We start from the raw sequence: 24,237 nt of genomic DNA on the forward strand, positions 1-24,237 counted from the left end.
CGATGACCGCCCCGCCGCGCCGCGCCGTCCTTGGGGCCCTGTTGCTGGCCGGGTCGCTGTCCCTGGGCGGATGCGGCTTCCAGCCCCTCTATGGCGGCAAGGGTGCCGGCGGCAGCGCCGCGGACAACATTCCCGACGAGCTTCGGCAGGTCTATGTCGCGAGCATTCCGGAACGGTACGGCCAGGAATTGCGGCTGTTCCTGCAGCAGGACCTGGCCGGTGCCGGCCCCGAGGACCCGACCGGCTATACGCTGCGCGTCAATTCCTATGTGATGAACGAAGCGATCGACATCCATTCGGACAACACCAGCGGGCGTACCCGCGCCACGGGCCACGCGCACTGGATGCTGTATACCGTCGCCCCCAACCCCGTCCTTCTGACCCAGGGCGACGCCCAGACCGTGGACGGCGAGAACGAGTCTTTCGAGCAGTATTTCGCCCAGAACCTGAACCAGGCCACGCTCGGCCGGCGCGTGGCCGACACGATCGCCGAGCGCATCACCCAGCAGCTCGCGGTATGGTTCCGCAGCCATACCACGCCCGCCCAGCGGGTCGTCGCCCCGCAGCCGACCTATATCGACCCGAACGTCATGCCCAATGCCAGCAACGAGATGCCACGCCAGTCGGTCGGCGAGGACGGCATGCCGGGCATGGCCATCGGACGTTCGCTGCCCAACCCGTCCGGCGCGTCGGAGACCGAGCCCGCCAACGGGACCCTGATCAACCAGTGAAGATCGACGCGCGCTCGGTCGCCCGCATCCTGCGTGAACCCGGGGCGCTGCGCGTCATCCTGCTGCACGGCGACGATTCCGGCCTGATCCGCGAACGCGCCCGTCTGGCCGCGACCGCCATCGCCCCGAACCTGGACGACCCGTTCCGCGTCGCCGTGCTGGACCGCGACGCGGCGGACCGGCTGGACGAGGAGATCTTCGCGCTATCCCTTGCCGGCGGCCGCCGCGTCGTCTGGGTCCGCGACGGCGGGGACAGCCTGACGGCCCCGCTGAAGGCCAGCCTGGCCCGGCCATCGGATACGCTGGTGATCGTCGAGGCCCCGGGCCTGGCCTCGCGCGCGCGCCTGCGCGCGCTGGCCGAGGCGCAGGCCGATTGCGCCGCCATCGCCTGCTACCCCGAGGAAGGCCGCGCGCTGGAAGCCTCGATCCGCCAGATGCTGGCGGAAGAGGACATTCGCATCGATCCCGACGCCCTGTCCTGGTTCGCCGGCCTGCTGGGACCGAACCGGGCCGCGACACGAGGCGAGGTCGAGAAGCTCGCCCTCTATGCCGGGCGGGGCGGCCAGCTCTCGCTGGACGACGTGCGGATGTGCATCGGGGACGCGGCGGGCGTGTCGCTGGAAGACGCGGCCTTCGCCGCGACAGCGGGCGACCGGGCCGGCGCGGATATCGCGATCGAGCGCGCGCTGGCCGAGGGCACCAGCCCGATCGCGGTCGCCCGGTCGCTGCTGTCGCACCTGCACCGGCTGCGGCGCGCGCGAATCGCCATGGATGGCGGCCAGAGCCGCGCCGACGCCATGCGCGGCCTGCGCCCGCCCGTCTTCTTCAAGCGGACCGATGCCTTCGGCCAGGCCCTTTCCCTGTGGACGGCCGCCCGCCTGATGGAGGCCGCCGAACAGACCCAGCGCCTGGAACTGGAGTGCAAGCAGACCGGCGCCCCGGACCTCGCGCTCTGCCGCCGCCATATCGCGCGCCTGGCCGCGACCGCGATGGCGGGGCGCCGCCGGTGACCTGCGCGCTTGCCCGAACCGTCCCGCTCGGCTAGAAGCGTCGTGTGTGTCCGCGTAGCTCAGCAGGATAGAGCACAGGATTCCTGGTTTTCAAATTGGGCGTCATGATGGGAAACCGCATGACGGATCCGCTCAAATTCGGGGAACGCTCTGACCGCGCGGTCGTGCCGATCCCGAGCCAAGCCCGGCGCCTGCCGGGACGGTGTAGAGACTGGACGGGCGGCACCTGTCGGCCTTCGGGCCCAGGGTGAAGGGACAGTCCAGACCACGAACGCCATCGACGATGGCGGCGGCGAAAGCCGAAGTGGGATGAATCCTGGGGCCGTGGGTTCGAATCCCGCCGCGGACACCACACCCTCCGTGCGGTGCTGGACAATTTCCATCACAGCGCCGTGACTTTTCCCGGAATTACCCTGCCACCCAACGATCCAGCTCCGGATTCATCTGGCGCTGTCCGCTTGCCTTGCGCATCCGGCTCGACCAAACAACGAATTGAAGAAGACCCGGCAGAATCCGTATGCATCGCAAAAGGGACCGGGATCGTTCACCTTGGACCCGATAAGCCATGGATGTCCTGGGCGTGATCGGGTGGAACCGGTGCCCCTCCGTTTCGCCGCTTTTCGGTTCCGCCAGCCCTTTTCCCCCCGTCTCGATCGCGTTACATCCTGATTCATTGGTCGCATTTGGAATTATATCCCTTCATGCAGAATCGTTCCATGCCTGGGCACATTACCGATACTCCGGAAGACCCCATCGCCATCATCGGTGCTTCCTGCCGTCTGCCCGGCGCGACGGACCTTGAAGGTCTCTGGCACCTTCTGGACGAGGAACGCGAAAGCGTCAGGCCGCTTCCGGGCGACCGGTTTCCCCTGCGGGATTTCTGGCACCCGCGGCGGGGCGAGGCCGGGAAATTCTATGCGACGCACGCCGCGACCCTGGACAATGTCGAACTGTTCGACGCCGCGTTCTTCGGCATTTCGGCGCGCGAGGCCCGGCAGATCGACCCGCAGCAGCGCCTGCTGCTGGAACTGGCGTGGGAAGCGCTGGAGGATGCCGGGACGACGTCCGAGAGGATCGCGACGGCCGGTGTCTATATCGGCGCCTCGGGGCTGGAATATGCCAACCAGCGCCTGACCGACCCGGCGAACGGCGACGCCTATTTCATGCCGGGCAACACGCTCAGCATCTTCGCCAACCGTATCTCCCACGCCCTTGGCCTGCGCGGGCCGAGCATGACGGTCGACACCGCCTGCTCGTCCTCGCTGTTCGCCCTGCACAGCGCGTGCGAGGATCTGCGCGCCGGCCGTATCGACGCGGCCCTGGTGGGCGGCGTCAGCATGCTGCTGTCGCCCTATCCGTTCATCGGCTTCTGCGCGGCGGGCATGCTGTCCCCGAAGGGACGGTGCCATTCGTTCAGCGCCGATGCCGACGGCTATGTGCGCGGCGAAGGCGGGGCCATGGTCCTGCTGAAGCCCCTGTCGGCCGCCCAGCGCGACGGGGACGACATTCGCGCGGTCATTCTCCGCACCGCTGTCAATGCCGACGGGCGGACGCCGGGCCTGACCTTCCCCAGCGCCAAGGCCCAGGCCGCCCTGCTGCGGGACATTTACGACCAGGCCGGAATCTCGCCCGACCGGCTCGCCTTCGTCGAGGCCCACGGCACCGGCACCCCGGCCGGGGACCCCGTGGAAACGAAGGCGCTGGGCAGCGTGCTGGGCCAGGCGCGCGCCACGCCGCTGCCGATCGGGTCGGTGAAGACCAATGTCGGGCATCTGGAGCCCGCGTCGGGGCTGGTCAGCCTGCTGAAGGCGATGCTGGCGCTGCAGAAGCGGCGCCTGCCGGCCTCGCTGCATTGCGAAAATCCCAGTCCGGCCATCCCGTTCGCGGACCTCAACCTGGATGTGGTGACGAAGGCCCGGCCGCTCGGCGAGGGCGAACTGATCGCCGGCGTCAACAATTTCGGCTTCGGGGGCGCCAACGCCCACGCGATCCTGGCCACCGCCCCGGCCGGGGCCGCCGATCAGGCTGCCCGCCCGTCCGCGCCCGAGGCCGCGCCGGGCCGCGCCGTGCCGTTGCTGCTGTCCGCCCGGTCCGAGGCCGGATTGCGCGACCTGGCACGGATCTGGTCCGCCAGATCGTGGAGCGACGCCGACCTGCGCGGCGTCGCGACCCGCCGCGCCCACCTGCCCTATCGCCTGGGCGTTCCCGGCGGGAATGCGGCGGACATGCGCGCGTCCCTGGCGACCTGGGTGGACTCGCGGGTCCATCCCGATGTGGTGACCGGACAGGCCCTGGCCCAGGGGCGCACGGTGTTCGTCTTTTCCGGCAACGGCACCCAGTTTTCGGGAATGGGGCAGGAACTGCTGGAGATCAGCGCCCCGTTCGCCGCCGGCATCGCCGAGGCCGACGCGGCGCTGCGCCCGCATCTCGGCTGGTCGGTGCTGGAGACGATGCGGTCGGGCGACTGGTCGGCCGAACCGGCGGACATCGCGCAGCCGATGCTGTTCGCCTTCCAGATCGGCGTCCTGCGCGGCCTGGAACGGCAGGGCGTGCGGGCGGATATCGCGATCGGCCATAGCGTGGGCGAAATCGCGGCGGCCTTCTACGCCGGGATGCTGGACATGGAAGAGGCCGCGCGCATCGTCGTCCTGCGCAGCCGTCACCAGGCGGCAGCGCCCGGCGGCGGCATGGCCGCGCTGCATGGCGATTTGGAGGAGGCGACGCGCCTGCTGAAGCAGGCCGCGCCGGAACTGGAAATCGCGGCTTTCAACGCGCCGAACGCCCTGGCCGTCGCGGGCGATCTGGACGCGCTGGACCGGCTGGAGGCGGCGAACGCCGGCACGGCGCTGCAGATCCACCGGCTGAAGGTCGGGTACGCCTATCACAGCAGCCGGATGGACCCGATCTCGACCCCGCTGGTCCAGGACCTGGGCGCCATCACCGCACGCCTGCCGGAGCGGGTGCTGATCTCGACCGTGACGGGCCAGCCGGTGACCGCGACGTTCGACGCCGAGTATTGGTGGCGCAACGTCCGCGCGCCGGTCCTCTTCGCCGAATCCGTGCGCCAGGCGGCCGCCCAGGGCGGCGCCATCTTCATCGAGATCAGCCCGCGCCCGGTCCTGCAGCATTACCTGCGCGAGATCCTGCGGGACAGCGACGTGCAGTTCCGGGCCATACCGGCGGTGCCGGCCCGGGTCACCACCGACCCGTTCCCCCGCGCGGCCCTGGCCTGCTTTGCCGCGGGCGGCGATATCCTGTCGGCGTCGTGCTTCACTGGCCCGGCCCAGGTCCGTGGCCTGCCCGGCGTCCAGTGGCAGCGCGAGCGCCACTGGTACACCCCGACCGAAGACGCGTCCGTGGTCCTGTGCGACCAGCAGAACACCCATCCCCTGCTGGGCGCGCGCGGCAAGGCGGATCCGAACGAGTGGATCGCGCATCTGGACGGCGCGGTGCAGCCCTGGCTGGCCGACCACAAGGTCGGCGATACCATCGTCCTGGCCGCGGCCTGCATGATCGAATTCGCCTTCACCGCCGCGCGGGCGGCATGGCCGGCGGCGCAGGTGCTGGAACTGCGCGACTTCCAGATCATGCGCCCGATCATCATCGAACCGGCACAGTTGCGTGAAATCCGGGTCCGGCTGGCAGCGGACGGCACGATCACCCTCGACAGCCGGCCGAGGCTGGCCCACGCGGTCTGGACGCGCCATGCGACCACACGGGCCGGCGTGGCACCTGTCCCCCCTGCGGCGCTGCCGCCCGCCGCCACCGATTCCATGCTGGCGGGGGATGCGCTGTATGCCACGGCGCGTGCCGCCGGGCTGGCCTACGGGCCGGCCTTCCAGCGCGTCGCCGCCACGTCCATGGCCGAAGGCCGGGTCGAGGTGACATTGACCGGGCACGCCCCGATGGCGGGCCTGACGCTGGACCCGACGGCGCTGGACGGCACCTTCCAGGGGCTGGTCGGACTGGCCGTCAACCATGCCGGGGCCGGAACCGAATCCACGGATGCGCCGCTGCCCCGCAAGTTCGGCGTGATCCGCCTGGACCTGACGGCGGCGGAACCGGTCCGTGGACAGGCCACCGTCATGACGTCCGGCCCGCGCGAGACCGAGGCCGATATCGTCATGCTGGACGGCGACGGGCGCGCGGTGCTGTCGGCCACCGCCTGCTGGTTCACCCGCATGCCGGGCGAACGCCCCACCCCGGTGGCCGAGCGCAGCTTCCATGAAATCTGGCTGCCGTCGCCCCTCACCCCCGCCCCGTTGTCCGACGACCGCTTCCTGGCCCTGCGTCCGGTCATGGAAACACCGGCCGGCGACGCGGACGACAAGGATGCCGGCCTTCTGGCCCAGGCCTTCCTGACCGCCTGCGACGCGCCCGCGGGCGATGCACCCCAGGGCGAGACACCAGACGTCACGCGCGTCTGGCAGACCCTGTTCCTGGACCTGCCGCAATGGCTGCCGGCGGCGCTGCTGCTGGCCTGGGTGGGCGAACGGCGCGGCAAAGCCCCTCTCCACGAAGCGATGCCGGGCGACGACGCCTTTCCCGACATCGCGTTCCGGCAGTTGCTGTCCGGCCGTGCCGCCGAACTGGCGGCGGCGCAGATCGCCGACGCCATTGCCGCCTATACGCGCGACTGGCCGCAGGACCGCCCGATACGCGTGCTGGAACTGCATGCCGACCGGGGTACCCTGACCCGCCAACTGGCCCCGCGCCTGGCCGGACTGCCGGGGAGCCTGGATTACACGATCCTGGAACCCAACCGCGAACGGCAGGCCCGGCTGCGCCCGACGGTGCTGGCCCACCTGCCCGGCATCGTCCTGGCCGAGACCGTTCCGGCCGGCGCCTATGACGTCCTGGTCGCCTACACGCCCGGCCTGCACGGCATCGTGCCGGCCGCCATCTTGGCGCAGGCCGACCGGCTGGCCCCGGGCGGCCTGATCCTGGTGGCCGAGGCGGCCGAGGACGGGGGCTGGGGCGTCCTGCGCGACCTGTCCGCCGATCCGCTGACCACCATCGCCGCGTGGCGCGACCTGCCGCATCGCCTGCGCGCGGTGGCCGAGAGCACGCCCAGCCAGGCGCCGTTCCCGCTCGCGCTGCTGGCGGCTGTCGCGGCCGAGGCCGAAGACCCGCTGGCCGCCGCCCCCGAACCGGCCCCCGTCCTGCCGCCGGTCCGCCTGTCCTACGCGCCCGAGGGTCACGAGGACGACGAAACCGCCCTCACCGCCCGGGCGATGCTGGCCCTGGCCGAGGACGCACGGCAGGCCGCCGAGGCCGGCGAACGTCTGGCCGTCGTCACCCGCGATGCCGCCCGCACGCCGCACGAGGCCGCGCGTACGGCCCTGGCCCGGACGATCGCCAACGAATTTCCGTCCTTGCGCTGCCGGCGGATCGACCTGTCCGCCGCCATGACGGAGGCCGGAACCGAAGAGGCCGTGCGCGCCGAATGCGCGTCGACGGATGATGAGCGCGAGGTGCGCTGGACCCCCGACGGACGCGTGGTCCGCCGCCTGCGCGAGAGCCTGCCGGATCGTGCCGCCGCCCCGGCGTCCGAACCCGTGCGGCTGATCCAGCCGGTCCCGGGGCCGCTGGACCGCCTGTGCTGGACCCCGGAAGCCCGCACTGCGCCCGGGCCGCGTGACGTCGTCATCGATGTCCGCGCCAGCGGCCTGAACTATCGCGACGTGCTGTCCGCCATCGGCATGCTGCCCGATGAGTTGCTGCTGGACGGCTTCGCCGGCGCGACGCTGGGCATGGAATGCACCGGCGTGGTCGAGGCCGTGGGGGATCAGGTCACCGACCTCTCGCCCGGCGACCGCGTCATGGCGCTGTCCGCCGCCGCCCATTCCAGCCGTGTGGTCACGGACCGGCGCAGTGTCCTGCCCCTGCCGGACTGGCTGTCCTTCGCGGCCGGCGCCACCGTTCCCGTTGCCTACCTGACGGTGCTGTACGCGCTTGAAACCGTGGGCGCGCTGCGCGCCGGGGAAACGGTGCTGATCCATGGCGCGGCCGGCGGCGTCGGCCTGGCCGCCATTCAGTATGCCAGCCATGTCGGGGCGCGGATCATCGCCACCGCGGGCTCGCCGGCCAAGCGGGCGGCGCTGCGACGGCTGGGGATCGAAACCGTCCTGGACAGCCGCTCGCTGCGCTTCGGCGCGGATGTCCTGGCCGCCACGAACGGCCAGTGCGTCGATGCGGTCCTCAACGCGCTGAGCGGCGAGGCGATGGAGCGCAGTCTCGAACTGCTGCGGCCGTTCGGACGCTTCCTGGAACTGGGCAAGCGGGACTTCCTGGCCAATACCCGGGTCGGTATCGGCCCGCTGCGGCAGAATGTCAGCTATCATGCGATCGACGTCGATGCGCTGGTGCGCCACCGCCCGGAACTGGTCGGCACCCTGACGCAGCGCCTTCACGCCCTGCTGGAAGAGGGCGCGCTGGGCCCGCTGCCACATACCAGCTTCCCCGCCGCCGCCGCGACCGATGCGTTCGCGCTGATGCGCACGTCGGCCCATGTGGGCAAGATCGTCCTGACGATGGGCCCCGTGCACCTGCCGCCCGACCTGGATGTGCCCGCCGACCGGACGGTCCTGGTCACTGGGGGAACCGGCGGGTTCGGCGCGCGCGCCGCGCTGTGGCTGGTGAAGCGGGGGGCCCGGCACCTGGTGCTGGTCAGCCGGCGCGGCCCCGCCGCCGACGGCGTCGCCGACCTGCGTGCCACGCTGCTGGATGCGGGCGCGCTTCGCGTCGAAATCCGCGCCTGCGACGTGACGGACCCGGCCGCGCTCGCGTCGCTGGTCGGTGATATCCGCGCCACCATGCCGCCGCTCGGCGGAGTCGTGCATGCCGCCGTCACCGTGGCGGACGGGCTGGTCTCGACCCTGACGGAGGAGCAGGTCGCCACCTCGGTCCAGGCCAAGCTGGGCGGCGCGCTGGCGCTGGACCGGCTGACGCGGGACGATCCGCTTTCGCTGTTCCTGATCTTCTCCTCGGCCACGATCACCCTCGGCGCGCCGGGCCAGGGCGCCTATGTCGCCGCCAACGCGGCGGTGGAGGCAATGATCCGGCGACGCCGCGATTCGGGCCTGCCCGGCTGCGCCGTCCGCTGGGGACCGATCGCCGATTCCGGCTTCCTGGAACGCAACGCGGCGGCGCGCGAGGCGCTGGATCGCCGGCTGGGCGCGCAATCGATGCGCTCCATGGCGGCGCTGGACGCCCTGCCCGACCTGCTCGTCTCGTCCGATCCGTGCCCGGTGCTGGCGGACATGGACTGGCAGGCAACCGGAAACATGCTGCCGATCCTGGACGAACCGCTGTTCGGCGCCGTGGCGCGCCGTCGGGACGAAGATAGCGACACCGGCGACCTGATGACCCTGCTGGCCGGGGCGACCGAGGAACAGCGGCGCGAAATCGTCGCCGACCTGATCCTGGGCGAACTGACCCGCATCATGCAGACCGATCGCGAGGCGCTGCCCCTGGACCAGCCGCTGGCCGAACTGGGCATGGATTCGCTGACGGCGGTGGAACTGGCACTGGGGCTGGAACGCCGACTGGGCGTGTCGCTTCCCGGTTTCGCCTGGCAGGAAATGACCGTACGGCGCGTCGCCCGCCAGGTCTCCGCCCTGCTGGGTGCCGGCGGCCAGGACGCCGCCGTCACGCCGGACGAGGCCGTGCTGGACCGCCATCTGTCCGCCGAGGAACGGCAGGCCGCCTCGGCGTCGTCCGAACCCGTCTCCCAGAACAATGAAGAACTGACCACATGACGGGACCGAAATTCGGCCGACGCCTCGGCGAACGCATCAAGCTGCTGGCCAGCCTGTCCGGTGCCGCACCGGCCCAGACAGGCTCGCGCGGCTGGTCCCTGCCGGGCGTGGAGGAAATGGAGTTCATGGCGAAGCGCGCGGCGGCGCTCGGCATCGCCGATCCGTTCTTCCGCCAGCATGACGGACTCGACGGGGCCACGACGTCGATCGACGGACGCAGCTACATCAATTTCTCGTCCTACGACTATCTCGGCCTGAACGGCGATCCCCGGATCATCGCCCGGGTCGAGGACGCGCTGCGCAAATATGGCACGACGGTTTCGGCCAGCCGCATGGTGTCGGGGGAACGCCCGTTCCATCGGGAACTGGAACATGCGCTGGCCGAATGGCACGGCGCCGAGGACTGCGTCGTGATGGTATCGGGCCATGCGACCAACGTGACGACACTGGCCCAGTTGATGCGGCCCGGCGACCTGATCGTCCATGACGCCCTGGCCCATAACAGCCTGATCCAGGGCGCGATCCTGTCCGGCGCCCGCCGCGTCGCCTTCGCCCACAACGACGTCGCCGCCGCGCGCGAGCAGCTATGGATGCACCGCAAGGCTCATAAGCGCGCGCTGCTGGTGCTGGAAGGCCATTACAGCATGGATGGCGATATTCCCGACCTCGCGGCCTTCGTGGCCCTGGCGCGGGAATTCGACTGCATGTCGCTGGTGGATGAAGCCCATTCGACCGGCGTGCTGGGCGCGGGCGGGCACGGCATTGCCGAACAGGCCGGCGTTGCACCGGATTCGGTCGACCTGTGGATGGGGACCCTCAGCAAAAGCCTGGTATCCTGCGGCGGATACATCGCCGGGCGCGCGGATGTCATTACCTACCTCAAGCGTACGGCCGCCGGATTCGTCTATTCCGTCGGCCTGCCGCCGCCCGGCGCCGCCGCCTCGCTGGCCGCACTGGACATCATACGCGAGGAACCGTGGCGCATCGCGCGCCTGCGCGAAAACTCGGTCCATCTTCTGCGTCTTTTCCAGGATGCGGGGTTCGATACCGGCAGTTCCGCCGGCTACGGCATCGTGCCGCTGGTCACCGGCAGTTCGGTGACGGCCGGTCGCCTGTCGCAGGCCGTATTCGAACAGGGCATCAACGTCCAGCCGATCATCCATCCCGCGGTGCCAGAACGGGCTGCGCGCCTGCGCTTCTTCGTCAGCGCATCGCACACGACCGATCAGATCGAAACGACGGCGGCGGTTCTCGTGCGGGAATTGCAGGCCCTGTCGGAATAGGCGGACAGGATCCGCCGAACCGATCCCTCGACCGCCAGCGCCCGTCCTTCGGGGGTGAAGAAATCACCCTCGACCAGCACCTCCTGGATCAGCATGCGGCAGAAGGCGTCCAGTAATTCGGCGTCCGGGGCGCAGGCCTCGCGCCAGTAGCGTCCCAGCGGGCCGGAAAAGGTCAATCCCTCGACGTCGTAGATCGCCTCGCCCAGGATCTTGACCGGCTTGTTCCGCCTCAGGGCCAGCAGCCCGACAGTGCTGTTCACCGTCACCACCCCGATGCAGGAATCCAGGACCGGCTCCAGCGGTCCTTCGGACATGAAATAAACCCGGTCCGCGACGCCCAGTGCCTGCGCACGGTCGCGGACCAGCCCCTCCCAGTCCGTCAGCCGGGGATCGAGCGGGTGACGCCGCACGACCAGCGACAGCGTATCGGGCGCATGGGCGGCGAAAGAGCCCAGAATCTGCTCCAGTGCCTGGCCCATGCCGTGGAACGGGGAATGGACCCGCAGTTGGTAGTCTCCCTCCATCTGCATCGGCACCAGCATGAAGGGGCCATCGGGCAGTACCGCCTGCGGCGGCTTGCGCACCAGGCGCCCGGCCCAGTCCCGCAGCCAGCCCGCATATTCCACGAACGGGTCGATGGCGGCATGAAACCGCGCGTGGGGAAAAAGCGGGGTCAGGGCCACGCGCAGGGCGTGATAGGACACGTCATAGACCGACCGCCGCAGGAAATCGGCATGCGGCTTGTATCGCGGGGCGGGCCAGGGTGCGGTCCCGCGCGCCCGGATGGCGGCGGCGTCGCGCGGCAGGGCGGAAAATCCATTGACGCCGTGCGGCTCCAGCGTAATCCAGCCCGGCCTCAGATACCCCTCCTCGAACACCCATATGGCGATGCCCCGCTCGCGGGCGATCTCGGTCGCCATGCGATGGATCGGTCGGCAATCGCCGAACAGGATCATCGCATCCGGCCGTTCGCGCGCCACGATGTCTTCGATGAAGGCGGGCAAGGCCTCCTCGCGTCCGCGAAACCAGGTGGCGTCCGAGGAAAAGACGACATCGCCGCCGTTGAAAGCGATGCGACGGACGTGATGACCGGCGGCCTTCAGGGCCGCGGCCAGTTCGGAAAAGAACGGGGTGGCATTGCCCTGCAGCACCAGGAAACTCAGCACGCCGTCCTCGCTTCCACGTCCATCGGACGAACGGCCACCGCCGCATCGGCATGCACCGCGCCGTCGATCATCGCCAACCCGGCCGCCACCTGGGCCGGCCAGTCGGCAAAGACCGGCGTCTCGCCGTTCTCGCGCGTGTCCTCTCCGGCCAGGTCCAGGATCCTGCGCTGCCAGCCGGGTCCATCCAGCGGGTCCAGGTAACAGGGCAGATCTCCGGCGATTTCGCGAAAGACCGGCAGGTCGCTGCACAGGCAAGGGGTGCCCATGGACAGGGCCTCCAGCAACGGCAGGCCGAATCCTTCGGCGAACGAGGGAAACAGCAGGGCGCGCGCCCCCCGGACCAGATCAGCGACCACCACATCGGACAATGTCGCGTATTCGTGCACGACCCCCTGAAGGGCGGGGCAACGTTCCATCATGTCGAGTATATTTTCGTTTTCCCAGCCGCGGCGCCCGATGACGACCAGATGCGGCAACCGGCTCCGGTCACGTCCCGTTGCCATATGCCGCCAGATATTAAGCAATAATAAATGATTTTTTCGCGGTTCGATCGTTCCCAGCACGACGAAATACGGGACATCCGGCGCCAGGCCGCTGACCGGGATCGTGGAGATTGGATCGACATGGCATCCATGGTGCACCACGCCGATCGGCGGGCAGCGGCCACCCGGCGCCAGGTAGTGCCGCAGGGAGTCCGCCACGGCCTGCGAGGGCACGATGACGGAATCCGCCAGTTGGCCCACCGTGTCCATACGCTGCCGATGGCGGTCCGGTTCGGTCGGGCGGGCATATTCCGGATAGTCGATCGGTATCAGGTCGTGGACCATGACGGCCAATCCGGCATTCGCCCGATCCATGAAACCGGCGATCACGTCACGCTTCATCAGGTGATGATGCGACAGCAGCAGATACAGCCGGCGCCGCGCGGTCTCGCCAACCGTGCCGGCCGCCGCCGCCTGCAGCAGCAGCCCGGCCATCAGTGACGCCCCGCGCCAGGGCCTCGTCCCGTTCGTCCAGGCCCGCGCCAGCATCCGCAGGAACCAGGTTGTGGGACGGCGCGGCAGGACCCCGATCCGCCCCAGCGGGTGATAGGCCACGAAGGTCACCCGCGCCGGGAAATTCCGTGACAGGTACAGCGCGTATTCCAGCTCGACACGATCGATTCCCGTCGGTACCGCGCTGCCGGCACGCGACAGCAGCCGGGAAATATCCATCAGGATCGGGTTGGACATCATGACGCCACCGCCGCACGATAGCGCGCGACAGCCTTGCGCCAGCCTGTCTGCAAGGCCAACGCCCGCATCCACCAGGTAGGCCGCCAGACCCGGGCGTCCTGCAGGCGCTCGATCAGGACTTCCGGGCTGCATGGCAGCCGGGTCACCGGGTCCAGATAACGCGGAAACAGGATCAGGACCCCCGCGACCAGTTCCTCCAGGGACAGGCGCCGCGTCCGGCGGGGGGGAACGTCCCCCCGATCGACCGTCAGCCCCCATCCCGCATAGAACGGCGCGCCATAGGTCACGACGCGCCGTCCCCGCATCAGGGCCTCGAATCCGGCAAGCGAGGTCAGGGTATGAACCTCGTCCACGCGGGCGATCGTATCGGTGATCGCCCCGCCGCGATCGATCCGATCGGCCAGTCGCAGGACAAGCACGTCGTCCACATGCCCCACCCGATGGGTCGCTTCGACATCGGGATGCGGCCGATAGAGGATGAAGGCGTCCGGGTTGCTCTCCCGGACCGCCTGCAGCAGTTCCAGGTTGCCTGCGATCCGCCCGCCCCCACGGCGCACCGACTGGTCGTCCGCGACCTGGCCGGGCACAAGGATCGTGCGCCGCCCCGCGGCATCCCAGGACGCAGGCAGGGCAGAGGCCCGACCGGGGCCATATTTGGAAATACCAAGCAGCACCAACGCATCCATCAATTTCCTGGCGCGGGCGCGCAACACATCATCAAAGGGGGATGTGGCCAGAATATGTTCCAGGTCGCTCTCCTGCGCCGGGTCGTAATACATACCGCGCGTGTCGATCGTAATCGACGAAGGCGGGGTCAACGCGCTGCCCAGGCCGATGGAGCGGATGAAGCCGTCCTCCACCCGCCACAACGGAATACCCACCCGGCGCGCCGCATCTTCCAGTCCCGGTGGCTGCCGGGTTGCCCACACCGCCACCGCGCCGCGCTGCCCGGCGCGGATATCCGGGCGAAAGGGTGGATGGCCGGGCGCCGTCGCCAGGAAATCGGCAATCCTGCGCCGCTTCCATCGCGACATTCCCAGGCATGCGCCGATCCTGCGATTGGCCATGATCGTCCGCCGCCAGTCCGCCAGAAGCGTAATCGCATCGGCGCATGCCATCGGCGCACCGGTAAACGGATCGATATAATCAGTGCGATTCGCAATGTCGGTCATGATTCCGGCCAGGCTCATCCCATCCGGGATTCCCTTCACCGCAAGGCCGCGCAGAACGGCCAGCCGGGCCAGATCGGTCGTCGGGTGGGCATAGACACAGGTCGCACCGTCAAGAAGATCGTGCGGATCGGTATCGGCCGGGGCTACCGCCAGCCCATGGCGGCGCCCCCATGCGGCCAGTGCGCCCTGGCGCCGCCCGCAGACCAGAACCACGTCCTGCGCGGCATGCGCGGCGAAGACATCCCGCAGGATCGAACGAATCGGACGGGAACCGGCCCCCCATCCCGGGCCATATACGACGACCGGCCGCCGTGCTCCGGCAGGCCGCCCCCAGAAACATCCGCCGACGCGCTGCCGCACGATCCGCGCGGCCAGACCGTCCAGTTCCCGCCCGGAACCGCAGACCCGTTCCGACGTAGCACCATCCTGCTTCACGGCCAGAACCGGCATGACCCGGTGAAAGGGTGGAGGACGCAACAAGGCGGTTGTATCACCCGTTATCCGCATCGCTGGTCATTCCCGGGCATTCGCGATGTTATATCCTCTCAAAATCGTCTGAATTTATGGGGTTATAGCAAACATTTCGAAATCGACAACGCTGTGCCACGTTAAAATCCGGTCCCCGGTCGCCAGTTCATTACAGTAACGAGCAATAGAATTGACGCAGCCGCTCGGTATAGGCGGCACGGGAAAACCGGGATGCACGCAGCCTCCCTTTCCCCTGCAACGCCAGTCGCAAAGCCGAGGTTTCCCCCAGCCCGTCCAGTGTCCGGATCCCCCTGGCGATGTCATCGATATCCAGGGGATCGACCAGGATCGCGGCGTCCGCGGCAATTTCTTCCGTCGCCCCGCCGCGCGCGGTCAATACCGGCGTCCCCAGGGCCATCGCCTCGACGATGGGCAATCCGAATCCCTCGGCCAGCGAGGGAAAGAGCAAACCATGCGCATCCTGGATCGCCCGGATCAGGCCGGGCTGGTCACACCAGGGCAGACGCAGGACCGGGGTGTCCCCGACAAACGGCGCGTAATCGGGCCTGTCATCCCCATCGGGTCCGATCAGGACCAGCGGCCGCCGCGTGCCGCTGCGCGCATGGGCGGCGACGAGGCGACAGATATTCTTCCGGCCTTCGACGCGCCCGACATGCAGGAAATAGCCCGGTGGCGCGGGCGGCAGCACCTGCCCCGCCTGCCGCAATTCGTCGGCGGAAAACCCGGCCGTCTGGAACAGGTTGTGAATATGCGACAACGGGACATCGCATTGGGTGGCGATATCGCGACGCGCCGACTCGGAAATCGTCACCACCGCATCGGCCGAACGGACCAGACGCCGCAGCAGCCGCCGATAGCGATCGGGATCGATCCCGGTCAGTTCCGGATGCGTCAGGGGAACGACGTCGTGGATCGTCACTACATTTCGCGCCCCTTTCATTCGAATCGGCAGCGGATAGGTCCAGTGCATGATGTCGGGCGGCGTGGGCACCGAGACGGTGGCCAGCGCCCCCCAGAGCTTGAACCTGACATGCGCGATACGGAAAATATCCGGGCAGACCGCATAGGGCGCGCGCCCATCCCGGCGAATCGTCGCGGGATAAGCAGGCCGCAGGGTCTGCACCGCACGCCAGACCTGCCTGGCCGGTGAATGCGGATGGCCGATCGGTGCTCCCTCGACCTGGTCGGTCAGATAGGTCGCGGGCAGGCCCGCCTGCTCCAGGCATTCCGCGATGGCCTGGGTATAGCGCGCCACACCGGTCCCGCCGGCCCGTTTCGCGTTACGCCCGTCCAGCCAGATCACCGGCCCGTCAGACAAGGTGACCGCCGCGAATTATAAATCCCATTCCATAAAAAAACTGCAATATCAGCCCCTTGCTGCCCGGCATGGCAAACCGGCCCTCATCTGTGTATGGAGTAGCGCTGGCACATGACCCCGGCGTATGCCACATCCAGAACAAGACCAAGGTAGTAGAATGCAGGCTTGGGCCATTGCTGTCGTATCGGTTCTCGGGCTGGTGACCCTTTTCGTGCTTCGGTTCACGAGTGGCAAGCTGACCCGATCGTTTCTCAACGATATCCCGGACATCGTGATCGGCATCACGCTGTGGCTGGCGCTGACATTGCTGACCCAGCGGCCGGCCTCGTCGGCCCTGCTGTGGACGGTTCTGGCCGCGGGCCTGCTGCTGGCCGACCACACCAAACGCCAGGTCCTTCGGGAACCCGTTGTCTTTGCCGATGCCAGCGAACTCTTCCTGGTCTTCACGCACCCGCGCTTCTACCTGCCCTATGTCCATCCCGCCGTCTTCTATGGAATCGGCGGAACGCTGGTCCTGGCGACGGCGTGGCTGTTTTCGGTCGAACCGCCCGCCATGCCGGCCCATCCCGTACTGTCCCGCGTGGCGGGGGCCCTGCTGCTGGCCGTTCCGATCGGTGCCTATTTCTGGCGCCCGTCGCTGAACATCATGGCAAAAGTCCTGCGCAAGTTCGGACCGAGCGGCGATCCGGTGCTGGACGCGCAAAAACTGGGCATGCTGGGCAGCTTCGCCGCCCATACGGTCTGCTCGCGCCAGGAACGGCCTGAACGCCAGGCCGCCTGCAGCTTCGGCATCGTGACCGTGCCGGCGGACAAGCCGCCGGTGGTCCTGGTCCAGGCCGAATCCTTCTTCGATATCGGCCGGCTGGACCCCACCCAGCCGTCCCCCCTGACGGAGTATATGGCCTGCCGGGACCGCGCCTGGCGCCATGGCCACCTGAATGTCGATTCATGGGGGGCCAACACGACACGCAGCGAATTCGCGGTCATCAGCGGCGCCTCCCCGTCCGACCTGGGACTGGATCGCTTCAATCCCTATTATTCCTTCGCCCGCCGTCCCCTGGACACCCTGGCCGCGCGCATGCGCCAGGCGGGCTACCTGACCGTCTGCGTCCATCCCTACGACCGCCGTTTCTACGGCCGGCACAAGGTCATGCCCAATCTCGGCTTCGACCAGTTCATCGGCGGCGAGGCCTTCGACGCCCCGCACGGCCACCTCGTCCCCGACGAGGTCCTGGGCGCCTGGATCAACAACTTCGTCGACCGCCAGACCCAACCCGTCTTCGTCTTCGCGATCACGGTTGCCAATCACGGCCCCTGGCCCGCGCAGGCCACAACCCCGGGCCCCCTCGCGGAAAAACTCGGCGGCTACCTGGACAGCCTGATGGCCACTGACCGAATGATCGGCCAACTCGCCTCATCAAGCTGGCTGAACGACAAAGGCGGGATCTTTGCACTGTATGGTGACCATCAACCCGCCCTGCCCGCCCTGACCCAAGGTCATTTTAATATCAATTCGTCGACCGATTATTTCATTCTGGATACAGCACACCCAATAGATCGATCCCGAAACGATATAGATGTTCACATGCTGGGCCACAGCGTAGCTAAGCGCCTGATGGAACGGCGTCTCAAGACAAGAAATATCATAGATTCCTCTCATTCGATTGACTCTCATCGAGGTTCAATCGGAACATTATTTGATCAATAACGCCAGACATAAAGTAAAATCAGGACAGAACCCAAATCATATATCCGTAATCGTCGGGGCGAAATCCTCTTGGCACCCCGTCCGATTTTCCCAGGGTGAACGCCGTCAACCAGTGTTCCCCCCCAAATCGTCGCAGACATCAATTTCCACGCTGCCGATCATAGCCTGATTATGGTAACTTCTTATAGGTACCATGATCCGTTGAATTGCTCAGAAAACGACTCTGACGCTCGAAGTAAAAGCTCCACGACCAAACCGCAGAATCAGTAATAATATAAATTACAAGGAGAGACTGATTTGCTTTACGAAAATCACCCGCGAAGAATCTTGCCATCCGAGATGCAAAAAAATGTTATTTCTTCCTCTAATCGCCCGATAATTCAGTGCATCGGCTGGTATAACAAAAACAATTTTGGTGATGACCTGATGGCTTTAGGTCTCTCAATATTATTTCCGGACTTCGATCTTAAATTTTCATCCGAATTCATTCATCCTGAAGCGCGAGCTGTTATTCTCGGAGGTGGGGACGTTATTGACGATTATTACATCAAGATAATAGAAGACAGAAAGCTTCCAGTCATCATATTCGGGGCTGGGCTGCGCAGTTGGACGGAACTTGAACTTCTAAGCCATCTTGATCTGCGACTAGCTATTATGCGCAATTACAACGATTACGTTGCTGTCGCGGCACAGGGTTACCGGGCATTTCATGGCGCGGACCCGGGATTCGCGACGTGGACGCCTGCCGTGGTAAAGAATAAATTTCGTAGTGACGAAAAACCCAAACTGATGATCGCCCTCAACGATGAGTTCAACGCACGTTGGCGTATTCCCAATCCAGACCGAATGATGCATTTTTTTTGGGCTAATTATGTATCAGAGGTTCTGGCCAGAGCCGCTTCAGTCTGGGAAAATGACTGGTGGACGGTGTGGGCCTGTTTTTCCACTAAACAGCCCCTCGATAGAGCAATGGCTTATGATATAACACAAAGGATGTCACCTCCCCTGATTGAATTCGATCAGGTTAATATGGTCGATTTAGGCCAGTCACTCGACATATATGCCGATATGCAGGCCAGCGTATCTCTACGTTATCACGGCGCTGTGCTAGCCGTGATGACTGGAACGCCTTTCGTAGCAGTTTCACCTGCTCTGAAAACAGATAATTTCATGCGCGAGAATGATCTCGAAGATTTACTCGTACCGTCAAATAGTATCGACTATGATGTGCTTTTATCAAAGTTCAACACAAGCGTAACCGATAAAGCAATGCAAAGCCGACTTACCAATGTAGCAGCTACTAATCATGCCCGCTTGAAAAAAGCCGCCGAAGAAGCTGCCGCCGTGTTGCGTGCTATTATTTGACGGGTCCATATTTTTGCATTTTTTACCAAATTGGGCCGTTCGCCAATATTTTGTACGTTAAAGTCGATGCCCCTATCTTTACTTGTTATAAAGAAAAGGAAGACGCGAACTATCCAGTCATTGCCTATCCTCCAGACCGAGCGCGCCCGCAGGTGCCTCGACCCTTTCGGATTTGATGATGGAAGTCTCATCGGAAGTCGAACGTGTAGTGTAAACATAGCTATAGGTGCGCTGCCCCGATCCTGCATCAATCTTGAGACCGTGGAAGAGGAGTGTCGTGTTAAGTTGCTCTCTGCTCAGGTTCAAGTGTGTGGCATTGGAATCACTAGCGAAGGGTGGGCAATTAGCACAGTGTGCGCTGATCGCTGACACCTGTGGCCATGGGAACCGTACGCCCCATATGCGTGTTGAACCCCGAAAGGCATTTGGCTGTTCGATCGTCGTATCGACGAACGTATGTGTACCACCAAGCGCCCAGATTCCTTCAAGCCCCGGCCTGATAATCTTCAGCCCTTCGAAACGCACGCCATCTGAAATGCGGCTGAGCCAGACACCCACGCCGTCAGGTTCCATCGCCTGACAGTTAGTACAGACCGATTCATGAAGATCTTTCATCGGCTTGCCTGTGAGCGACGAAAGTGTCGAACCACCGAAGAAGAATGCCGAACCGCTGATCGTCGAAGCATGCCAGGGATCGTGCGGATCGGGATAATAGCTGCTTACCCGGTCCGGCTTGATAAAAGGCGCCTTTGTCATTCGTGCGGCATGCGAAATGGCGTTGACGAAATGCGCCGAAGCGCCACCGGCCTCATCGACACAAAAACCGATATGCGACCGGTCGTCCACGACATCGTGCAGCATCGTGTCAACACCCGTCCCGATATCGATGCCGCAACCCATGTAGAATTTCGGATCCCAGGAATGAGCGCCGGCACCGGCGTCGGCCGTCCTCACATTCGTGAGCCGAACACCATAGGGACCTAACGATTGACCCGGCGCATCCATGCGATAATTGGCAACCATGATGGAGTTGTCCCAACCACGAAGAACAGTCACATCGCGCAATTCCGCCGCATCGGCCATAACCAGTACGCCGACGCCGAAGCCATCGTTGCGGAGGGTCTTGCCCTGCGGGTTGTTAGCCAGCCCCTTGCCTTCGATAGCCGTGATTCCATCGTTCCAGGCTATGGGATAGAATGGCGAAAGCGGCAGAAATTGTCCGCCATCATGGTCAATCTGGCATCCATTCAAACGTGCACCGACCGCACTTTGGGCGATGATGAGAGCCGGAGTTGGATTGCGGCCCGGCCGCACGACACGCAGCCTAGCGCCCGGCATGCAGGACAATGTCTGATGCGGTAACGTCATGGAAATCCATCCCGCAGTAAGGACATAATTGCCCTTCGCAATCACGACATCGCGCCCACTCGCCAGCGCAGCATTGATCGCGGGTGCGCTATCCTTCTTGCCTGAGGGGTCAGCACCGTAATCTAGCACGGAAACCGACGCCCTGATTCCCGGCGGACGTGCAAAGACGGGCGTAAAAACGGGCGCAAGTACGACGAGCGCCGCAACGGATCGCCCCAAGATCCGCATAAATAAATGGCGCAAGATCGAGATCCTCCAATACGCGATTGCGCCACAGCGCACTAAATTTCTCGTAACGAGCAAAAATAAAAATCAACTAAACGCGGGACAACTCGGAAATGATCGAATCAGAAACGTCGCATATATTGAAACAGATGAAATAACTCCCCAACCTATTGAATAAATTGGGCGATCACCCATTTCTTGATGATGTGATTTGATCATCTGACATCATCTCCGTTAATTCAATTGGAACGAATGGACGGTGTCTGTGTCGTCTATATCGGCGGCAATCTCGCAAATGAGACCGCCGCCATCTAATCGATAAATTATTATAACTATTTTCGGCACTTAGGAGTGGACGTTGAGGGAAACAATGCTGTCTATGCTGCCACCGGACTGAGACCACCACAAGTCTTTAATATTCTTCATTCGCAGCCAAGCCCGGTCAAAGTTCCGCCGATCTTCAAGATATTTGTTCCGCAAATCCCAACCACCAGCATAAGGTGAACGAACCTGCCCGACCAAAACTTCGGTAGCCTTGCGCATCTCATCAAGTTTCATCACGAGATGATCCGCGTTCAAATCGACAACACGCGTGCTTATATAGGGATAGGCAGCAACACATTGAATGACCGCCAGACGCCCTTTTTGATCATAAATTTGGCTTAGCGCAAACATCTCGCGAGGAGAAGGATCCCGCTTTAGCAAACAGCGTACCACCTGAAAAATCAATCCGTCACCGTCAAAATGCCAAAAATCTGCAATAGAATAAACAAAACGGTGGAAATTTACAGAATCAACAATTGGCCTATCAAGCAGACCAATGTCAGACACTCTAACATCCTTACCACTAAGAGAATATAGCAACTTATTATATCTAAGGTAGATGTCCTGTATTTCACCAACCCCTTCGAATACAAAATCTTTCCCCGCCGAACGGGCACACTCCGTCAGAGCCCGATCCACCCATTCAGTCGGAAGTGTTAATAACTTCAATAAATTCCGGTCATTTTCAGGACAGAACAGAGGTTCATTGGAAATATGAACCTTTTTACAAAGTGCAAGTCGACGAGTCGTGGTCTCCTCAAAAGTGGCGAGAAGATCAGACGAACTCAAGTTGTCGAGTGCCAACGGACTGCCCGCATGATAAATTTGCACGCAAGGAGCAAAATCCAAATTGGGCTCTCGGAACATATGCCAGCGAAGCAGGGAAAGTGTCTGGCTGGGCGAAATAGCGTCATTTATCCCTTGTAGTTCGACACCCAGCAAACTGAGAATTTTATTAACATATGAAAAATTTGGTTCATTTTTATACATAACACGACAGACGTTTGTTATCGTTTCTCCCCATGTCGGGAAGAAAAATGAATCAAGATCATAATGATCTCGCCAGTAATGAACAGGTTGCACGACATTAAAAATCAAACCGAATAGATGTGGATAATGCGCGCGCAATGCCAAGATCTGCTCCAGGCGTTCATCACTATCTGGATCGGTCGATTGAAAATCCAGATCATCATCAGACGTCCGAAAAGAGACACGCTTCAGGAACACGTCTGACGAAACACTCAGCAGCGACCACACGCTAAAAAGATTGGGGTCCAGAAAAACATCCGCCCCGCTTGCGGCCACCACCTGTTTCAGACCATGCGCCAGTTTCGGCATTTCCACGAGCATCGGATGCGCCTTTGCATAACGCTCGGAGCGAGTCGCCGCATCCTCGTAAATTTTCGGAATACGCATCCACGACATAATCGCGGGGACATCAGCCTCATCCGCAAAAATGGCATATTTACGCAAATCAAGAAACGGATTATGCGGCGGGAGAACGACCGGGAGGCGAAAGTTCATCACCAAGCGCGCCGTACCGCTATTGTTCCAATGATCATAATCGTACTGCGGAAGATAAAAATAATCAGCTTCCGATAGCCGTCTCGTCAACTCGGAGTCGTCAACCCATCCAGTTCCGAGATCGCAATTAATACCTCGTTCTTTTAAAGTTTCCCGCAATTTTTCAATATCATACTCTTTCCCAGTGGCAACCGAACCAACCAATTTACCTTTCAGCCGTTCCACCGCATTGAAGAGAGCGTCGAAATTCTTTCCACCCCACTGGAAAAAACCAAAAAATCCGATAGTCGGATAATCTCGGCTATTTTTAGCTTTCGGCACCGCGGGAGGCACCTCCACAGGTTGCATTCCGTGCTCGATATGGATGAGATTAAAAAATGTCGCCGCTGCTTGGATAGTCGTGACAATCGGCAACGGACTTTCCAGCCAAAGCTGCTGCCGCGGAAACATCTCTCTGTTGTCTCGGTCGAGCAGGGAATGCATCAACACAACGGTGCGCGTATTATATTTATCGAATACATCGATTGATTTCGAAATAACGTCGCTTACACTCTCACCCTCGGAGAGTTCAGGATTATATGCATCAAACAAGCCTGGACCATGATTGATAATAAGAATCGCATCTTGAAGAATTGCCGGAGAAAATTGCTCCAACTCAACGGTCGTTCGGATTCGATGCGTTTCTAATCCTGATGCCTCGATACTATGCGCCAGATAACGAGCATGTTCGCCGATACCACATCGCTTGAAAAAACTTGGACACAGGACAAACGCCCGCGACGGAGCTTTTTGCTCTAGGGAAAGAAGAATATCCCTCCCCCCCCTATATCCGTAATGCAGATAATGCTGCTCAGGTGAATATATAACCCCCAAATCAATCAAAAATGATACATCTGGAAACTGATCGCGGTAATTTTGAGCATCAAATTTTATAAACGACTTTGATACTAATCGTGTAAAATCAGAACGGGTTGGAGGACATTTCCTGCCCACCTCCTGAGAACATGTGGTTTCCATAATTTCAGCGTCAGTCCATTCGGCAGTTCGAAGTTCCCTGAGAGCATTATCGTTATCCGGGTCAAGAATCACTGCTTGTCGATAGGCAATAGTTGCGCGCAATGGGTCATTCTTTAATTTCAGAATGTGTCCTAGTTGAATATAAGCATCTGAAGAAGTCGGCAGAATCTCAACTCCCCGACGATAGGCGATGTGGGCCTTGTCCAACTCCCCACTTTCCTTCAGAGCGTGCCCATATTGAATCCAGATATGTCCTAACAGAGGCTGCAGTTCGAGCGCCTTTTCGTAAGCAGCCGCGGACGCAGGCCAGTCACCCCTGTCGCGGGCAGCATCTCCCTCTCTTGTCCAGCCTGCTGCAGATCCCGCCTTCAGCGCCATTCGCTTTACGATCATTTCCACGTATAAACCTTACCTATTTACGCACGTTCCAGAATATTTATAGACTAATCAAAAATATCAGTCCACAATGCCGCCACGGTTTCGCAAAAAAAACAGCACCATCGAGTATAATACAATTAAACCTTGGCAATCTCCTTTTCATC

The 24,237-nt window shown here is 63.2% G+C and carries 12 protein-coding genes; 6 read left to right on the forward strand and 6 right to left on the reverse strand.

The window, feature by feature from the left end:
- The first annotated feature begins 2 nt into the window (after positions 1-2).
- The 4 genes from GDI_RS11430 to GDI_RS11445 all read left to right on the forward strand — a co-directional run bounded on the left by GDI_RS11430 (position 3) and on the right by GDI_RS11445 (position 10,784).
- Positions 3-731 (forward strand): LPS assembly lipoprotein LptE, encoded by a 729-nt coding sequence (locus GDI_RS11430; RefSeq protein WP_012226362.1) that lies wholly within the window; start codon positions 3-5, stop codon positions 729-731.
- Entirely contained in the window at positions 728-1,741 is a 1,014-nt protein-coding gene (holA, locus tag GDI_RS11435) for a DNA polymerase III subunit delta (protein WP_012226364.1), read from the forward strand. Before GDI_RS11430 ends, holA begins: the two co-directional genes overlap by 4 nt.
- A gap of 716 nt (positions 1,742-2,457) precedes the next feature.
- Positions 2,458-9,501, forward strand: a complete 7,044-nt coding sequence (locus tag GDI_RS11440) for a type I polyketide synthase (RefSeq protein ID WP_231854097.1) — start codon at positions 2,458-2,460, stop codon at positions 9,499-9,501.
- Positions 9,498-10,784 (forward strand): aminotransferase class I/II-fold pyridoxal phosphate-dependent enzyme, encoded by a 1,287-nt coding sequence (locus GDI_RS11445; protein ID WP_012226368.1) that lies wholly within the window; start codon positions 9,498-9,500, stop codon positions 10,782-10,784. Before GDI_RS11440 ends, GDI_RS11445 begins: the two co-directional genes overlap by 4 nt.
- Here the strand turns inward: GDI_RS11445 and GDI_RS11450 are convergent.
- The 4 genes from GDI_RS11450 to GDI_RS11465 all read right to left on the reverse strand — a co-directional run bounded on the left by GDI_RS11450 (position 10,727) and on the right by GDI_RS11465 (position 16,164).
- Positions 10,727-11,950, reverse strand: coding sequence for a capsule biosynthesis protein (locus tag GDI_RS11450; RefSeq protein ID WP_041249412.1), 1,224 nt, complete (start codon positions 11,948-11,950; stop codon positions 10,727-10,729). The two genes, GDI_RS11445 and GDI_RS11450, sit on opposite strands and share 58 nt — an antisense overlap.
- Complete coding sequence (locus GDI_RS11455) at positions 11,944-13,185, reverse strand: glycosyltransferase family 4 protein (RefSeq protein ID WP_012226372.1); 1,242 nt, start codon at positions 13,183-13,185, stop codon at positions 11,944-11,946. The genes GDI_RS11450 and GDI_RS11455 overlap by 7 nt, the downstream gene beginning before the upstream one ends.
- Positions 13,182-14,792, reverse strand: coding sequence for a capsular polysaccharide export protein, LipB/KpsS family (locus GDI_RS11460; RefSeq protein ID WP_231854098.1), 1,611 nt, complete (start codon positions 14,790-14,792; stop codon positions 13,182-13,184). The genes GDI_RS11455 and GDI_RS11460 overlap by 4 nt, the downstream gene beginning before the upstream one ends.
- Before the next feature lie 202 nt (positions 14,793-14,994).
- Positions 14,995-16,164 carry a glycosyltransferase family 4 protein gene (locus GDI_RS11465; RefSeq protein WP_012226376.1) on the reverse strand — a complete coding sequence of 390 codons (1,170 nt, stop codon included), beginning with the start codon at positions 16,162-16,164 and terminating at the stop codon, positions 14,995-14,997.
- A gap of 124 nt (positions 16,165-16,288) precedes the next feature.
- Here GDI_RS11465 and GDI_RS11470 point away from each other — a divergent pair, with 124 nt between their 5' ends.
- Both GDI_RS11470 and GDI_RS19145 read left to right on the forward strand, forming a co-directional pair.
- On the forward strand, positions 16,289-17,872 hold the full coding sequence (locus GDI_RS11470; protein ID WP_012226378.1) for an LTA synthase family protein: 1,584 nt from the start codon (positions 16,289-16,291) through the stop codon (positions 17,870-17,872).
- 297 nt (positions 17,873-18,169) lie between these two features.
- The gene (locus GDI_RS19145) at positions 18,170-19,237 is read left to right on the forward strand and encodes a polysaccharide pyruvyl transferase family protein (RefSeq protein ID WP_157871031.1); all 1,068 of its coding nucleotides are present in this window, start codon (positions 18,170-18,172) and stop codon (positions 19,235-19,237) included.
- A 117-nt stretch (positions 19,238-19,354) separates the two neighbouring features.
- On the opposite strand, the gene GDI_RS19780 is transcribed toward GDI_RS19145, so the two are convergent.
- Both GDI_RS19780 and GDI_RS19785 read right to left on the reverse strand, forming a co-directional pair.
- Positions 19,355-20,848, reverse strand: coding sequence for a hypothetical protein (locus tag GDI_RS19780; RefSeq protein WP_157871033.1), 1,494 nt, complete (start codon positions 20,846-20,848; stop codon positions 19,355-19,357).
- Positions 20,849-21,175: 327 nt separating this feature from the next.
- Positions 21,176-24,094, reverse strand: a complete 2,919-nt coding sequence (locus GDI_RS19785) for a tetratricopeptide repeat protein (RefSeq protein WP_012226384.1) — start codon at positions 24,092-24,094, stop codon at positions 21,176-21,178.
- Positions 24,095-24,237 lie beyond the last annotated feature (143 nt).

It is taken from the genome of Gluconacetobacter diazotrophicus PA1 5 (assembly GCF_000067045.1).
Taxonomy (GTDB): Bacteria; Pseudomonadota; Alphaproteobacteria; order Acetobacterales; family Acetobacteraceae; genus Gluconacetobacter; species Gluconacetobacter diazotrophicus.

Excerpts from the sequence above, each read along its gene's own strand:
- GDI_RS11440 (WP_231854097.1), top strand. The coding sequence starts at position 2,458 with ATGCCTGGGCACATTACCGATACTCCGGAAGACCCCATCGCCATCATC.
- GDI_RS11470 (WP_012226378.1), top strand. The coding sequence starts at position 16,289 with ATGCCACATCCAGAACAAGACCAAGGTAGTAGAATGCAGGCTTGGGCC.
- GDI_RS11455 (WP_012226372.1), bottom strand. The coding sequence starts at position 13,185 with ATGATGTCCAACCCGATCCTGATGGATATTTCCCGGCTGCTGTCGCGT.
- GDI_RS11430 (WP_012226362.1), top strand. The coding sequence starts at position 3 with ATGACCGCCCCGCCGCGCCGCGCCGTCCTTGGGGCCCTGTTGCTGGCC.
- GDI_RS11445 (WP_012226368.1), top strand. The coding sequence starts at position 9,498 with ATGACGGGACCGAAATTCGGCCGACGCCTCGGCGAACGCATCAAGCTG.